Genomic DNA, 15,092 nt, shown 5'->3' with positions numbered 1-15,092 from the left:
GATCGGTTCCGGCCCAGAACGGACCGGACCGGTGCGGACATTCACCTGATCCGTCGCTTATCCGGCCACTTGTCCGGTCAGATATCGGTCAACTCCGGGGTCGCGGGCCGGGTCACATGTCCAGCACCAGCCGCTCGCTGCGCGCCCGGGAGACACAGATCAGCATCGAGTCGTCGCGCTCCGCGTCGGTGAGCAGCTCGTCCCGGTGTTCCACCTCGCCCTCCAGCACCCGCTGTTGGCAGGTCCCGCAGAAGCCCTGCTCGCACGAGTAGAGGGTGTTCGGCAGTTCGGCGCGGACGGCGGCCAGGACCGTCGAGTCGGCCGCGACCGTGACCACCCGCCCGGTGCGCCGGAGTTCGACCTCGAAGGGTTCGCCGTCGCGGACCGTACGCGCCGCGAACCGCTCGAGCCGGACCTGCGGTACCCGCTCCGCCACCGCCACCATCAGCCCCTCCGGGCCGCAGCAGTAGACGGCCGTCCCCTCGGGCAGGTCCGTGAGCAGCGCGTCGAGATCGGGCCGTCCCTCCACCACCGTCACCCGGTCCTCGCCGCCCAGCCGCTCGACCTCCTTCAGGAACGGCATCGAGGCCCGTGTCCGGCCGGCGTGGAGCAGCCGCCACTCGCTGCCTTCGGCGAGGGCCCGCACCATGGGCAGGATCGGTGTGATGCCGATGCCCCCGGCGACGAAGACGTAGGCGGGTGCCTCGACGAGCGGGAAACGGTTCCGGGGTCCCCGCACCTCGACCTCCATCCCCTCCCGCACCTGCTCGTGCAGCTCGCGCGAGCCGCCCCGCCCGTCCGGGACGAGCCGCGCGGCGACGGTGTAGGAGGAGGTGTCCGCCGGGTCCCCGCACAGCGAGTACTGCCGTACCAGCCCCGACGGCAGCACCAGGTCGAGATGCGCCCCCGGCTCCCAGCGCGGCAACCCGTGCCCCTCGAGGCGCAGTCGGACGACCCCCTCGGCGATCTCCCGCCGTTCGGCGACCAGCAGCCGCAGCGCGCGCGACCGGGGCCGGCCGGAGACCGGTTCGGCCAGCGCGGGCATCGGCCACAGCGGCGAGACCTGGATCCGGCGGCGCAGCGCCCGCCGGACGAGCAGCGCCGCGCCCGCGACGGCGACGGCGGTCAGCGGTTTCGGCGTCACGAGGCCCCCTCCTCTTCGGCGGCGAGCGCGGCCAGCGCGGCGGGGGAGGAGGCGAGATAGGCGACCGCCTGCGCGGTGGAGCCCTCCTGCGAGGGGTGGTACGCGCGGCTCAGGTAACGCGGGACCGACCTCAGCAGATCGCCGGTCGCGGGCAGCGTGCCCCGTCTGCCGCGGACGTAGAAGTCCTTGAAGGAGGCGCGGCCGCCGACCAGGGTCGGGTCGTTCTCCATGAAGAAGCGGGTGCCGCGCTGCCACAGGAACACCAGCGCGGCGAACGCCGTCGCCCAGGTCCGCACCCGCCGCCGGTAGCCGCCGTCGACATGGGTGAACAGGTCGAAGGCGACGGACCGGTGCTCGACCTCCTCGGCCCCGTGCCAGCGCAGCAGGTCCAGCATGGTGGGGTCGGCGCCCCGCCGGTCGAGCTCCTCGGCGTTCAGCACCCAGTCGCCGAGGAACGCGGTGTAGTGCTCGATGGCGGCGATCAGCGCCACCCGCTCCATCAGCCACCAGCGCCGGGCCCGGCCCGGCGGCAGGGTCCGGTCACCGAGGAGTTTCTCGAAGAACCAGTCGACCTGCGCGGTGTACGGCGTCGGGTCGAGCCCCTGTTCGCGCAGATGCGGCAGTACCTCGTCGTGGGCCTGGGAGTGCATGGCCTCCTGCCCGATGAACCCGATGACGTCCTCGCGCAGCCGCTCGTCCCGGATGTACGGGAGCACCTGCCGGTACACGTGCACGAACCACCGCTCACCGGCCGGCAGCAGCAGATGGAGCACATTGATGGTGTGGGTGGCGAACGGGTCCCCCGGCACCCAGTGCAGCGGGGTGCCCTCCCAGGAGAAGGACACCTTGCGTGCCTTGAGCGTGACCCGCTCGTCCGGCCGCCCCTCGGGCTTGTTAGACATGATGTCAATGTACTGACGGGTAGGGCGCGGGTGAACCCCTGTGCGACAACTCGCCCGCCGACGTGCGAGCCGACGTGCGATCCGGCGTGAGATCCGCCGTGCGATCCGGCGTCAGAGGGTCAGCGCAGGCCGTTGACCGACCGTCCGTCCTCGAGCGTGCCCTCCAGGCCGGCCTGCGCGCCCTGCTTCGTCGGCACCGCCAGCAGGTTGCCCTGCCCGGACCCGGTGACCCCGCCCGTCGCCCTGATGGACGTCGTCGCCCTGTCGCCGGCGGCCAGCAGGTACCAGTCGCCGCCCTTCGCCTTCCACAGCACCCCGGCCAGCACATGCGGATCGCGCGGCCCGCACGCCGGTACGTCCCCGGCCTTCGCCACGGCCGCCCCGAACAGCCCGCCCGGTGTGTGGAACTGGGCCAGCACCCTGCTTCCGTCGCCCCGCCAGGTCTCGGCCCGGGTGCACACCCAGGTCGCCGACCCGCTCGCGTCGGGCAGTTGCTGGCGGGTGTAGCCCCAGGCGTTGACCGTCCGTACGCCCTGGCCGCGGGCATCGGCCAGCGAGCAGGCGAACGGCGCCCAGGTCCGCAGCGCCGCCGCGCCGCTCGCCTCCTTGGGCGCGGCCGGGCGCCCAGCGGTGAGGCGGGCGGGGACGAGCTCGCCGAGGTCGCTGAGCAGGTGGGTGCCCGAGGCGTCGGTCAGCTGGAGCACGTTCCAGGTCGTGCACGTGCCGGTGTGGGTGGCCGGGCTGGACAGCGGCGAGGTGATCCCGTCGGTCAGCGTCAGGTCCATCAGCCCGGCGCCCGGCTTCGAGAGGTCCCGCTCGCCGGCCTTCGTCACCCAGGGCGCCGTCAGATAGCGCACGTTGCCGTCCGCCCGGCCCAGCACCAGCGCGCCCGCCTCGGCGCCGGTCGCGCCGTCGACCCGCGCGAAGTCGAGGGCCGCCCCGGCGGTGCCGTCCTTCGGCTCGGCGTAGCGGGCGATGCGCAGACCGTCGTAGAGGATCACCACGCGCGCGTTGTCGACCTCGCCCGCGTAGAGGAGCTGCGGCGGTCCGGCGGGGCCGCCGAGCGGGGTGTCCGGGGTGGCGGAGACATGCACCGACTCCCCGGGACGGGCCCAGACGGCGAGGGCGCGGCGCAGCAGCGCGCCGTCGCGGGTGAGGGGGCCGCGCGCGGGCCAGACCGAGAAGTCGGTGCGCGCGGAGGTCTTCCAGGCGGCGGGGGACACCTTCACCAGCCGCCCGGGGTCGAGTGCGGCCTCGGCGGCCGGGTTCTGCGCGTACAGCGGGGCGGCCGCGCCGTCCGGTCCCCAGCCGCCGCCGGGCAGTGCGACCAGGGTGCCGCACACGGCGAGCGCGGCCGCGGCGGCCAGCGCGGCCCTGGTGTGCCGGCGGCGGCGCATCAGATCGGTGGGCCGGGCCTGGAGCGAGCAGGCGTCGAACTCGGGGGAGTCGAGCAGGGCGTGGTGGGCGGCGGGGATCCGGGCGGCGTCCCGCAGGGCCGCCGTCACCTCGGCGGCCGGGACGCCGGACCCGGTCAGCACCTCGCGGACGTCGTCGTCGGGGAGCCGCTCCAGGCCGCGCAGCACGTAGGCGGCCCGGGCCGGACCCGACAGCGCCGCCAGCCGCTGGTCCAGGGCCAGCTCGTCGGCGCCCCCGGAGCGGGGGAAGAGCCGCAGGCCCCACACCTGGGGGAGCAGCGGCGGGAGCTGCGCACGCCGGGGCAGCGACCACAACCTCAGCGGCAGCCCCGCCTCCAGCGCCGTACGCACCACCTGGCGGCGGATGTAGGCGTATCCGGGGTCGCCGTCACGGCCGTCCCCCGCGCCCCCGTTCTGGGCCGGGATCACGGGGGTCGAGGCGCTGCCGCGGGGCAGGGCGCGCTGGGCGAGGGCGTGGGCGGTCAGGACGCGCCGACCGCGGCCGAGGCCGGGCGGCAGCACCAGATAGGCGAGCCGGACGAGCCGCGGGTAGTGCTCGACGAGCGCGGCCTCGGCCTGCTCGACGTCGACGGTCCGGTCGGCGGAGGATCCGGGTGCGGGGCGCGGGGCGACATCCTGTGACTGCACGTCCAGCAGAACGAGCGAAACGGTGGATGGTCACCCCGGGCGGGTCAGCCCTGCCGGAGCGCCTTCGCGTAGGTGGCCATCGACCGCTGGTAGCGCGGCAGATGGGGGGCCAGGGCGCCGAGGACCAGCGACAGGCCTTCGCGGTCGCGGCCGAGGCTGGACAGGCACAGGGCCAGACAGGCGCGCACGGCGTCGTCCAACTCGTCCGACGGGGCGTCCAGTTCGGGGGTCAGCAGCTCCACGCCCGCTGCCGCCTGTCCGATGTTGCGCAGGGAGCTGGCGAGTTGGATCTTGGCGCGCCTGGTCTTGTAACCGCTCACCTCGCTCAGGCCGCGCGCGAGCGCGTCCCGGTACAGCGGTGCGGCTCTGTCCGAGTGGCCGGTCGAGTCCCAGGCGCAGGCCTGCTCGAAGGGGCCCAGCGGACTGCCTTCAGGAAGTTCGTCGACGAGCTCGTCGATCACGGCCCGGAACTGCGCCGCCCGCTCCTGCGGGTAGTCGTCGAACGCGGCCCAGGCGGCGGTCACGCGATCTTCCCAGTCTTGGTTCACCGGCACACTCTCGCACGGGTGTCCCCACCCGGCACGGGTATTTTGAGCGCACCGGGCACGGGAGCCGTATCCAGGGCGAGGCTCTCGCAGGGAGGAACGGATGATGATGACCCGACCGATGCTCGTGGTGGCCGCCGCCGCGGCGGCGCTGGTGCTGACGGGCTGCGGTTCCGACGGGGCCGAGGAGACCGTCCCGGTGACGGCGACCGGCAGCCTGGAGCACCTGGCCGCCGAGGTGAAGTGCACGCCCGACATGCAGACCGACGCCGACGAACTCCGCCAGGCCCTGTGCGAGAACGCCGACGGAAAGTTCATCCTGCTGACCTTCGCCACCGACCGCGGCCAGCGCGAGTGGATCAACGGTGCCAAGGACTACGGCGGTCACTACCTGGTCGGCCGCAAGTGGATCGCCGTGGGTGAGGAGACCACCACCGTGACGGCGCTGCGCGAGACCCTCGGCGGTGACATCGAGGAGGGCACGGACCACTCCGCGCACGTGTCGGGCGAGCCCTCCGAAGGCGCTTCGCACCCGGGCCACTGACCCCCCCGTACATTCCGCGCGTCCCACGCGCGCAGCGCACACCGGAAGGCCGGCGGTGAGGAATCCTCACCGCCGGCCTTGTCTGTCGGTCCTACCGGTCGTCCCGCTCAGCGGGTCACTTGCACTTCTTGCCGGTGTTGATGCAGTTGACCATCTTGTTCATCAGGTTCGTCGAGAAGAAGTTGATGAAGTCGTTGTGGTCGGTGATCGGCTTGTGCAGGTTCTCCGGGAAGCTGTCCACCGCGTACGGCTGCACGACGGTCCCGTTCTGGAGCTTCGGGGCCGGAACGTTGTAGACCAGCCGGACCTGGAGCTGGGGGATCGCCTTGAAACCGTTGGCGCAGGTGCCGTCCGCCTGGACGAAGGCCACGTGCGTGCGGTGGTTGGCGCTGTCGATGTTCTGACCGTCCCAGCAGCTCTGGAAGTTGGTCGTCCGCACCACCTGGCTGCCCTGCGGGCAGATCGGGTACTGCGTCTCCAGCTGCACCTTGTTCTCGAAGCCGGTGCAGCTCCAGTTCACGTTGGCGTTGGCGTTGCCGTTGACGAAGGCCTTCGCGTCACCGGTGATGATGCGCAGGGCCGTCGGCATCGCGACGACCTTGCCCCGCTTGTTGCCGACGAACTTGATCTGTGCCTGGGCGGGCTGGAGGATCTTGCCGACGTTGCCCTCCTTGCCGCCGCCGTCGTTGTTCTGGTCGAAGTCCTGTGAGCCGTCCTGGACCCGCAGCACCGGCCAGAAGTACGAGGACTTGTCGCCCTGGTTCTGGCAGCTGGTACCGGCGCCGGCCAGCTCCTGGTCGCTCGCGAAGGCGTCGTTGTTCTGGTTGCCGACGTAGTCGTGCAGGTGGTGCGCGCCGTTGGTGACACCCGGGGCGACGATCACGTTGTCGGTGTTGTGGTTGTCGTTGCCGTTGGTGCCGCAGCTCGAGGTGAAGGTGCCCCGGGAACCGCCGTTGCCGTTGGCCTTGAGGCCGTTCGCGCCGACGCCCAGCTGCGCGTTGGCCTGGACCTTCGTGATGTCGACGAAGTCCGCGGCGACCGGGCCGTTGCCGCCCTGGCCGTTCTGCGCCTGGCCGGCGTTGCCGTTGTTCTGGCCGCCGTTCTGCTGCTGGCCGCCGTTGTTCTGCTGGCCGCCGTTCTCGTTGTTCTGGCCGTCGTTCTGCTGCTGGCCGCCGTTGTTCTGCTGGCCGTTGCCCGCCTGTCCGGCGTTGGTGTTGGCCGCCTGCGTGGTGCAGGCCGCCAACTGGCTCAGCGCGTTGTTGAACTGGCCACCGGAGCGCTGGATGTTGATGCGGATCCGGTCGATCGTGGCGGCGCGCTTCTCCTTGAGCGGGCCGGTGATCGCGTTCTGCACGAAGCTCGCGTCGTTCGTCTGGGCCTGACGCGTGGAGGCGAGCCGGGTGTAGGCCTCGGTGATCTGCTTGTCGAGGTTGGCCAGCTCGGTCGCGACACCCTGCTTCGCGCCCCTGGGCACATTGGTCAGCTTCTGCCCCACATCCGGGCAGGAGATGGTGGCGACCTGCGCGGCCGCCGTGGCGGCCTTGGTCGCGTTCCGGCCCGAGTTCGACTCGTGCGCCGAAGCGTAGAAGTTCGCCCAGATCAGCCCGCCCCCGCCGAGCGCTAGGGCCGCCGATGCTGCCACGGCCTTCGTGGCCATCGACGAACGGCGTTTACGTATGTTGCGTCCCATGGAACTCCTCTGACTTCCTTGCGGGGCAGCATCGAGGCGCCCGACAGGAGTGAAGCTGAAGCTGCCCCCTCCTTTACGCGTGCAGCCCCGGGGGTGTTCAGCCCGCTCGGAAATTGATGAGAGCCCCGTACGACAAAACAACCCCAACACCCTCACACAACACACCAGTTGACGGGGTCATCGGTCTCGGTCCAGATAGGCCAGCACCGCCAGCACCCTGCGGTTGTCGTCGTCCGAGACCTCCAAACCCAGCTTCACGAAAATATTGGCGGTGTGCTTGGCGACCGCCCGCTCGGTGACGACCAGTTTGCCCGCGATCGCGGCGTTCGACCGGCCTTGTGCCATCAGCTCCATCACCTCCCGCTCACGCGGGGTGAGCCGGTCCACCGGTCCCTGTCCGTCGCCCGAGCGCCGGGCCAGCAGCTGCTGGATCACCTGCGGGTCCATCGCCGTACCGCCGGCCGCGACCCGCCGTACGGCGTCCACGAACTGTTCCGCGTCGAACACCCGGTCCTTCAGCAGATAGCCGATCCCGCCGGTGCCGTCGGCGAGCAGCTCGCGCGCGTACAGCTGCTCGACGTGCTGGGAGAGGACGAGCACCGGCAGCCCGGGCCTTCGGCGGCGGGCCCGGAGCGCGCACTGGAGGCCCTCGTCGGTGTGCGTGGGCGGGAGCCGGACGTCGACCACGGCGACGTCCGGCTCCAGTTCGGCGAGTGCCCGCTCCAGTTCGGGCCCGGTCTCGACGGCGGCGGCGATCTCGAAGTCGTGGGCCTCCAGCAGCCGGACGAGACCGTCCCGCAGCAGGAAGAGGTCCTCGGCTAGGACAACACGCAAGGGATCTCCATGGTCACCATGGTGGGACCGCCGGCAGGAGAGCTGACGGCCAGGACGCCGTCGAATGTACCCAGTCGCCGCTCGACGCCCGCGAGGCCCGAGCCGGCCCCGATCGCCGCGCCGCCCGTGCCGTCGTCGGTGACCGAGAGCCGCAGCCGGCCCGACTCGTGCCGGAGGTCGACCCAGATCCGGTCGGCGCCGGAGTGCTTGACCGCGTTGGTGAGCAGCTCGCTCACGGCGAAGTAGGCCGCCGACTCCACGGGGGCGTCCAGGCGGCCGCCCTCGATCTCGACGCTCACCTCGGTGGCGACCGGCAGTCGCAGCGCCAACGCCCTCACTGCGTCCCCGAGTCCACGTTCGGCCAGCACCGGCGGATGGATGCCGCGCACCAGGTCGCGCAGCTCGGAGAGCGCCTCGGCGGACGACCGGCGGGTCTGCGCGAGCAGCGCCTTGGCCTTCTCGGGGTCCTTGTCGACGAGCATCTCGACGGTGCCGAGGTCCATGCCCATCGCCACCAGCCGGGCCTGGGCGCCGTCGTGCAGATCCCGCTCGATGCGGCGCAGTTCGGCGGCCGAGGTGTCCACAGCGTCCCGCCTGCTCTCCGTCAACACCCGCACGCGCTCGGCGAGTTCGGCCTGGCTCGGGGTGAGCATGGCGGCGGTGAGGAGGAAGTGGACCCGGAACACGTTCAGGGTGTGGCGGTGGGCGACGAAGAGCAGGGCGGCGGCCAGAGCACCGGCGCCGAACGCGCTCGCCTGGTCGTCCACCGGTACGAAGCCGTACCAGTAGGCGCCGCCGTCACCGTCGCCCACGACCCGCCACAGCCCGGCCGCCAGCGCGAACCCCTCCAGCGGATAGAGGACCAGGACGGCCGGCAGCAGCGCGGTCACGAACCCGGCCGTCATGTCCACCAGGAGCCACCGCAGGTCCCGCCAGGTCGCCGGGTCGCGCAGCAGCGCGAGGGACAGCCGGAACGGGTCGCCGGTCCGGGGGACCGGCCGGTACGCCGACGGGACGCGTACCCCGCCCCACCGCTCGGCGAGCGCCCGCCGCCGCTCGGCGTAGGCGCGTACCCCCTTCACCACCCAGGGCGTGGTCAGGGCCCCGACCCCGATCGGTATCAGCGCCATGGACACGAGGGAGAGGCAGAAGCCCAGGATGCTCAGCGGCAGTGACCCGACGGCCAGCGCGAGCCCCCGCCCGGCGGCGAGCACCGTCCCGCGCGCCCTCGAACCGCCTTCGCCGCTCTTCGTGTTGGTGTTCATGCCGTCAGTCTGGCGGAGCCGCGGACGGCGGGTCACTGGGCCGACGCCCCCGGTCAGAGGGTGGTGCCAGGTACACCGTGGGGGTCCGGCCCGCCGGTGGCCGCCGCGAGCACCTTCGCCTCCATCTCCGGGTCCAGGCCCTTGCGGGAGCGGTCCGGACGCTGCGGTGCCGTGCCCCCGATCGACCGCAGCCAGCCCCAGGTGTCGGCGACGGTCTCCTCGACGGGGCGGCAGACCAGCCCCGCCGCCACCGCCCGGGAGACGTCGGCGGCGTGCAGGGCGTCGTGCAGGTCCGTGCCCGGCGGCACCCACACGGGCAGCTCGGTCCACGGCTCGATGCCCGCGTCGAGGACGATCTCCGGTGCCGTCCACCGCAGTTCGGCGTCCGAGCCGGTGGCCCGCACGCACGCCTCCAGCAGCCCGCCCATCGTCGTGTGCCCCTGCGGACTCATCAGGTTGTACGGCCCGCTCAGCTCCCGCTCGACCGCGCCGAGGATCCACTCGGCGAGATCGCGGACGTCGACGTACTGAAGGGGCAGATCACGCGGACCGGGCGCGAGCACCGGGCCGCCGCGGGCGATCCGGCCCAGCCACCAGGGCAGCCGTCCGACGTTCTCGTACGGGCCGATGATCAGCCCGGCCCGTACGAGGACGGAGGACTCCGCCCCGAACGCGTCGAGGACGGCCAGCTCGCCGCCGCGCTTGTCCCGGGCGTACTCGCTCTGTCCGGCGTCGGGCTCCGCGCCCTCGACGAGGGGCGCGTCCTCGGCGTACCCGGCGGGCGGGGCCCAGGCGTACACCGAGCAGCTCGACACGTACACATACCGCCGGACACGGCCCCGCAGCAGCCGCGCCGCCTCGTGCACCGCGCGGGGCGCCGCCGACCAGGTGTCGACGACGGCGTCCCAGTCGCCCTCGGCCAGCGCGTCGAGACCGCCGGCCGCGGTGCGGTCACCGGTCAGCGACCGGACACCGGGGGCGGACGCCTGCCGCCCCCGGTTGAACACCGTCACGTCCCAGCCACGCCCGAGGGCCGCCTCGACGACGGCCCGTCCCGCGAACTCCGTACCACCCAGCACCAGAAGTCTCATACCGGTGACTGTGCCCGGTCCGGACACGGCGGGGAACCCTGCTCTGCCGACGGCAGACGGCAGGAATCAATCGCCGGTCGGCGGGGTGTACTTGTAGCCGACGCGGCGCACCGTCTGGATCGACTGGCGGTAGCGCGCGCCCAGCTTGCGCCGCAGCCGGGCGATGTGGACGTCGACCGTGCGGCCGTCGCCCACGTGCCCGTAGCCCCACACCGTGGTGACCAGCTGGTCGCGGGTGTGCACCCGGTTCGGGTGCGCGACCAGATGGGCGAGCAGCTCGAACTCCAGGTAGGTGAGGTCGAGTTCCTGTCCGTCCACGGCGGCCGTGCGCTGTACGGGGTCGATCCGTACGAGCGGGTGGCCGGCGCCGTCGGCGTCCTCGGCGATGTCGGCCTCCTCGGCCGCCGGCCGCTCCGGAACCGCCACCGGCAGGAACGGCGGCTGCTGGTCGGCCGGGACGAGCACCAGGTAGCCGACCATCGGCGGCTGACCCGGCAGCGTGGGCAGGGTGTGCGGGGGTGCGGGCAGCCAGGTCGCGCCCGGCGGCAGGAAGTCGGCGACGTCCACCACCTCGTCCCGGTCGACGGCCCGCAGTCGATGACGGGCGGCGCCGTTCGGGGTGGTGGCGGTGAGGCTGGGAGCGGAGGAGAGGGAACGAGTGTTCGCCATGAGAGGTCAGCTCTTTCGCGCGAGAGGTCCGTCAGGGAGGACGACGGCCGGGACTCGTGGTCGGGCTCGTCGAGGACGTACGGCGTGCGCGCTGGCCGAAGGCCGGGGTGTACGGCGTTAGAGGGCCGGCGCGTTCATCGCGCGGCAACACACCCGGTCGAAGTCATGGTGCTGACGGGAAGGCCAGAAGGGCTCGAGGTCGTGTCGACCCGTCGCGGTGCACTTCTGGAAGCTGGCCATGGCCCCATTGAAGCAGACACCCGCCCGTAACAGGAGCCTCCTCTCACGGCTTGGACGTTTCCTGACGTGAAGTCGACGTCAGCCGATCACGCGCGCCGTCGCGAGCAACTCGCGGACGGCGGCCCGCAGCACGTCGTCGGGATGCGCGGCGTCGCCGTACATCAGGTCCTTCACGGCCCGACGAGGGGATCGGGCCCCGCGTCGCAGCGGCTCCACGGCGAAGCGGGGGAGGACCCCCATCTCCGTGAGCGTCACCACCGGGTGGGGCGGGCCCGGGTGGAACCTCTTCCACTCGAGCGCCTCCCGGGCCAGGGGTTCCGCGGTGTCCTCGGTCCGGCCGGTGATGCGCCAGACGGCCAGCGCGGCCGCGGCCCGGGTGCCGGACGGCGTACCGGGCGCGAGAAGCGGCTCGAGAGACGGCAGCAGCGGTGCGGCGACGGCACCGAGCCGGCCCGCGAGGTGCGTCGCCCAGGAGGAGACCGAGGCGGTCAGCTCCCTGCGCAGGAAGGCCAGCGCCGGCTCCGGGTCCGCGGCGACCGCCCAGAGCGCCACCGCCGCCTCCGCCGAGACCGAGGAGTGCACCCCGTCGCGCGCGCAGATCCGCAGCGCGCGCTCGCCCGCCGCACCCGCGGCGCGCCCCAGCCCGCCCAGCACCGCGACCGCGACGGACGGATAGCCGGTGCCGTGCCGGGTCAGCAGCCCGGCGAGCACCTCGACGACCTCCGCCGCCACCGCGGGGTACCGCGTCAGCACCTTGACCAGCTCCGCGTGACCGTCCCCCGGCCGCCGGGCGACCGCCCGCGCCACGGGCTCCGCCGCGGCGCCGAACTCGTCGGTCACCGCGTTGACGGCACGGACGGTGTCGTACGCGCCGGGCGCCTCGGCGAGCAGCCGCAGTGTCTCCTCGACCGCCACCCGCGCCGGTACGCGCGCGCGTGCCAGCGCGGTGACCGCCCCGGCGCGCACCGCCGGGCTGTCGTCGGCGAGATGCGGCAGGACCCGCTCCCGCACCCGCGCGCGCAGTTCCGGCGGCAGCGCGCAGGTCAGCTGCGCCAACCGGTACAGCTGCCAGGCCTCCCCCTGCGTCTCGCCCAGCGCCCACGGGAGCACGTCGGCCTCGCGGTCCCGCCAGCGCTCGGTGATCTCGAAAGCGAGCGGTATCCCCTGGCCGAGGGCCCGCAGCGCGGCCCCGGGGTCCTCCAACAGCCGTTCGGTGAACGGCCGGTAGTGCCCCGGCCAGAGCGAGATCTCCGGTTCCTCCGGCAGCTCGGCCACGGCCGTGTACGCCCGCGCGCAGGCGTCCACCAGCGGGTGCGGCAGGGGCAGTTCGGTGCTGCGCAGCAGGTCCTCGGCGGCGGCGAGCGCGACCCTGGGCTCGGTGTCGGCCAGCAGGCCGGGCCGCCAGGCGCCGTCGTCCGGCTCCAGCAGTCCGAGCGCCGTCACCAGCCGGGCGCGCACCAGCGGGTCGCGCTCCTCGGTGAGCCGGTCCCGCAGCAGCAGGGCCGGCGCCGGGCCGGACTCCCGGCCGCACGCGGCGATCAGCAGCACCGCCGCCTCGCGTACGTCCGGGCCGGCGTCGTACGCGAACGGCGTCAGGGACGGCATCGCCCGCGCCACGGCCCGCCGCACGCGCCGCCGCTCGTCCGGGTGTCCGGCCCAGTTCGAGAGGTTCGCCAGCAGCCTGAGCAGTTCGGCCCGGGGGCCCGCCGCGCGCAGGGCGAGCCGGATCAGATGCGGCACCACGGGCGCCGTGCGGACCTCCTCCCGGAAGCACAGGTGGGAGTGCAGCCGGTCCATCGCCCGGTCGCGCACGGCGTCGTCCGCGGACTCCAGCGCCCGCAGCAGTCCTGGTACGTCCACCGCGGAGCCGTACACGCGTCCGAGATCCGCCCGGTCCCTCTCCGTCCCCATGGGATCGCAGGATATGCGGAAGGGGCGCCCGCCGAGTCGGCGAGCGCCCCTTCACGAGAGCCTGGGGAGGATCAGACCTGGCCGGCCTTCTCCAGCGCCGAGCAGCAGGTGTCGACGATCAGACGCGTCACCAGGTACGGGTCGACGTTGGCGTTCGGACGGCGGTCCTCGATGTAGCCCTTGCCGTCCTTCTCGACCTGCCACGGGATACGGACCGAGGCGCCACGGTCGGAGACGCCGTAGGAGTACTCGTTCCACGGGGCGGTCTCGTGCAGACCCGTCAGACGGTCGTCGATGCCGGCACCGTAGTGCTTGACGTGGTCGAGCGGCTTGGAGCCCTCACCGAGCGACTCGCACGCGGTGATGATCGCCTCGTAGCCCTCGCGCATCGCCTTCGTGGAGAAGTTGGTGTGCGCGCCGGCGCCGTTCCAGTCGCCCTTGACCGGCTTCGGGTCGAGGGTGGCGGAGATGCCGAAGTCCTCGGCGGTGCGGTAGAGCAGCCAGCGGGCCACCCACAGGTGGTCGGAGACCTCCAGCGGGGAGACCGGGCCGACCTGGAACTCCCACTGGCCGGGCATGACCTCGGCGTTGATGCCGGAGATCGCGAGACCGGCGGCCAGGCAGTTCTCCAGGTGCGCCTCGACGACCTCACGGCCGAAGATCTCGTCCGCGCCGACGCCGCAGTAGTAGCCGCCCTGCGGGGCCGGGAAGCCGCCCTTGGGGAAGCCGAGCGGGTAACCGTCCTGGAAGAACGTGTACTCCTGCTCGATGCCGAAGATCGGCTCCTGCGCGGCGAACTTGTCCGCCACCTCGGTGAGCGCGGCCCGCGTGTTGGACTCGTGCGGCGTCATGTCGATGTTGAGGACCTCGCACAGGACGAGGATGTCGTCGCCGCCGCGGATCGGGTCGGGGCAGGTGAAGACCGGCTTGAGGACACGGTCCGAGGAGTGGCCCTCGGCCTGGTTCGTGGAGGACCCGTCGAAGCCCCAGATCCCGAGCGCGTCGAGACCGGCGGGCTCACCCGCGATGATCTTCGTCTTGGAACGGAGCTTCGCCGTCGGCTGGGTGCCGTCGATCCAGATGTACTCAGCCTTGAAGGTCACGGGCCACTTCCTTCGGGGGTGTGTCTGACGCACTTGCGGGTGCTGCGGCGCTGCGGCACTGGGGCGCCGCCTGTTTGCCCCGCAGCTTGTCAACAGGCGATTTCCCGGTCATTGCTCGAATGTGAACCCCGTGTTACCTGGGGGTTCTGTGGTGCGGCTCACGGTGTGAGGCGTGGCGCGGGGGTTCGTGTGCGACGGGGCACCCGCGGACCCCGAGGGCACGGGCCGCCCGAACGGGCGGGCCCGGAACGGGCCGGTCCCGCCGCTCGTGGCCGCGAGCAGCGGGACCGGTGGTTCCGTATTCCGTACACCCCCGTCGGGACGGTGCGGAGGGCGCCGCCGGTCCACCGAGGTGGCCGGCGGCCGGGGCTCACCCCACCTTCTCGATCACCGCCCGGCGGATCAGGAACTTGCCGGGCTCACGGACCAGCTCGAAAGCCGCGTTGTTGAGCAGGACGCAGCTGCCGGAGACCGAGGTCACCTCGACGGTCGTGGACTTGTTGTTGTCCAGGTTGGTGACCTTCAGCTTGGTCCCCGCCGGGAACTGGTTGCTCGACGCGGCCGGGGCACCGCCCTCGCCGGAGAGCGTCACCGTGGAACCGTTGCAGACCTGCTGGCCGGAGGCGGCACCGCCGCCGTTGCCCGCATTGCCCGCGTTTCCCGCGTTGCCCGTGTTTCCGGCCGGGGCGGAGGCCGCCGGAGCGGAAGCGGCCGGGGCGGAGGCCGCCTGCGAGGGCTGTGTCGCCTGGGAGTCCTGAGCCGACTCCCCAACGACGCAGCCGGACGCCTGCTGCTGGACCTTGATCTGCGCGATGACCGCCTCGCGGTTGGCGATCCGGGCCGCGGACTGCGCGTCCGGGTTCGTCTTCTGGCCCTCGATGAACTTCTGGTTGTTGCCGAGGGCCGTGGCCAGCCCCGCGCAGACGGTCGAGTCCCCGGCGGACAGTGTCCTGGCGCTCGACGAGTCCTGTGAGGCGTTCGAGGTGGACGCCATGACGAAGGCCCCGGCGCCCGCCACCGCCGCGGCGCTGACGAGCAGCGCGATCTTCTTCTGCGTGCCGAGAGTTCTCCTGCGCGACATGCGCGCCTCC

Annotated in this window: 13 protein-coding genes; 1 reads left to right on the top strand and 12 read right to left on the bottom strand. The window is 72.6% G+C overall.

From position 1 onward, the window contains the following. Positions 1-112: 112 nt before the first annotated feature. The 4 genes from AOQ37_RS26690 to AOQ37_RS26675 all read right to left on the bottom strand — a co-directional run bounded on the left by AOQ37_RS26690 (position 113) and on the right by AOQ37_RS26675 (position 4,657). Positions 113-1,144: a PDR/VanB family oxidoreductase gene (locus tag AOQ37_RS26690; protein ID WP_062647656.1), complete on the bottom strand. Its 1,032-nt coding sequence runs from the start codon at positions 1,142-1,144 to the stop codon at positions 113-115. Beyond that, positions 1,141-2,046 (bottom strand): metal-dependent hydrolase, encoded by a 906-nt coding sequence (locus tag AOQ37_RS26685; RefSeq protein ID WP_062647655.1) that lies wholly within the window; start codon positions 2,044-2,046, stop codon positions 1,141-1,143. Before AOQ37_RS26685 ends, AOQ37_RS26690 begins: the two co-directional genes overlap by 4 nt. 119 nt (positions 2,047-2,165) lie before the next feature. Next, positions 2,166-4,109: a hypothetical protein gene (locus tag AOQ37_RS26680; RefSeq protein WP_062647653.1), complete on the bottom strand. Its 1,944-nt coding sequence runs from the start codon at positions 4,107-4,109 to the stop codon at positions 2,166-2,168. Between the two features lie 44 nt (positions 4,110-4,153). Continuing rightward, a complete protein-coding gene (locus tag AOQ37_RS26675; protein WP_062647651.1) occupies positions 4,154-4,657 on the bottom strand; it encodes a tetratricopeptide repeat protein in 504 nt (167 codons plus the stop codon). A gap of 100 nt (positions 4,658-4,757) precedes the next feature. Here AOQ37_RS26675 and AOQ37_RS26670 point away from each other — a divergent pair, with 100 nt between their 5' ends. Beyond that, the gene (locus tag AOQ37_RS26670) at positions 4,758-5,198 is read left to right on the top strand and encodes a hypothetical protein (protein ID WP_062647649.1); all 441 of its coding nucleotides are present in this window, start codon (positions 4,758-4,760) and stop codon (positions 5,196-5,198) included. A gap of 115 nt (positions 5,199-5,313) precedes the next feature. Here AOQ37_RS26670 and AOQ37_RS26665 read toward each other — a convergent pair whose 3' ends face one another. The 8 genes from AOQ37_RS26665 to AOQ37_RS26630 all read right to left on the bottom strand — a co-directional run bounded on the left by AOQ37_RS26665 (position 5,314) and on the right by AOQ37_RS26630 (position 15,082). Continuing rightward, entirely contained in the window at positions 5,314-6,888 is a 1,575-nt protein-coding gene (locus AOQ37_RS26665; RefSeq protein WP_062647647.1) for a DUF1996 domain-containing protein, read from the bottom strand. A gap of 177 nt (positions 6,889-7,065) precedes the next feature. After that, on the bottom strand, positions 7,066-7,722 hold the full coding sequence (locus AOQ37_RS26660; protein ID WP_062647645.1) for a LuxR C-terminal-related transcriptional regulator: 657 nt from the start codon (positions 7,720-7,722) through the stop codon (positions 7,066-7,068). Beyond that, positions 7,707-8,987, bottom strand: coding sequence for a sensor histidine kinase (locus tag AOQ37_RS26655; RefSeq protein WP_062647643.1), 1,281 nt, complete (start codon positions 8,985-8,987; stop codon positions 7,707-7,709). Before AOQ37_RS26655 ends, AOQ37_RS26660 begins: the two co-directional genes overlap by 16 nt. A gap of 53 nt (positions 8,988-9,040) precedes the next feature. After that, positions 9,041-10,078 (bottom strand): SDR family oxidoreductase, encoded by a 1,038-nt coding sequence (locus tag AOQ37_RS26650; RefSeq protein ID WP_062647641.1) that lies wholly within the window; start codon positions 10,076-10,078, stop codon positions 9,041-9,043. Between the two features lie 66 nt (positions 10,079-10,144). Next, positions 10,145-10,747: a winged helix-turn-helix domain-containing protein gene (locus tag AOQ37_RS26645; protein WP_062647640.1), complete on the bottom strand. Its 603-nt coding sequence runs from the start codon at positions 10,745-10,747 to the stop codon at positions 10,145-10,147. A 318-nt stretch (positions 10,748-11,065) separates the two neighbouring features. Then, a complete protein-coding gene (locus AOQ37_RS26640; protein ID WP_159401371.1) occupies positions 11,066-12,898 on the bottom strand; it encodes an amino acid adenylation domain-containing protein in 1,833 nt (610 codons plus the stop codon). A 71-nt stretch (positions 12,899-12,969) separates the two neighbouring features. Then, complete coding sequence (glnII, locus tag AOQ37_RS26635; RefSeq protein ID WP_062647637.1) at positions 12,970-14,001, bottom strand: glutamine synthetase; 1,032 nt, start codon at positions 13,999-14,001, stop codon at positions 12,970-12,972. A 370-nt stretch (positions 14,002-14,371) separates the two neighbouring features. After that, a complete protein-coding gene (locus AOQ37_RS26630) occupies positions 14,372-15,082 on the bottom strand; it encodes an SCO2207 family protein (RefSeq protein ID WP_062647635.1) in 711 nt (236 codons plus the stop codon). Positions 15,083-15,092 lie beyond the last annotated feature (10 nt).

This window comes from Streptomyces maremycinicus, from assembly GCF_001184025.1.
Classification (GTDB): Bacteria; Actinomycetota; Actinomycetes; order Streptomycetales; family Streptomycetaceae; genus Streptomyces; species Streptomyces maremycinicus.
This window is presented reverse-complemented; position numbering and strand designations above follow the sequence as displayed.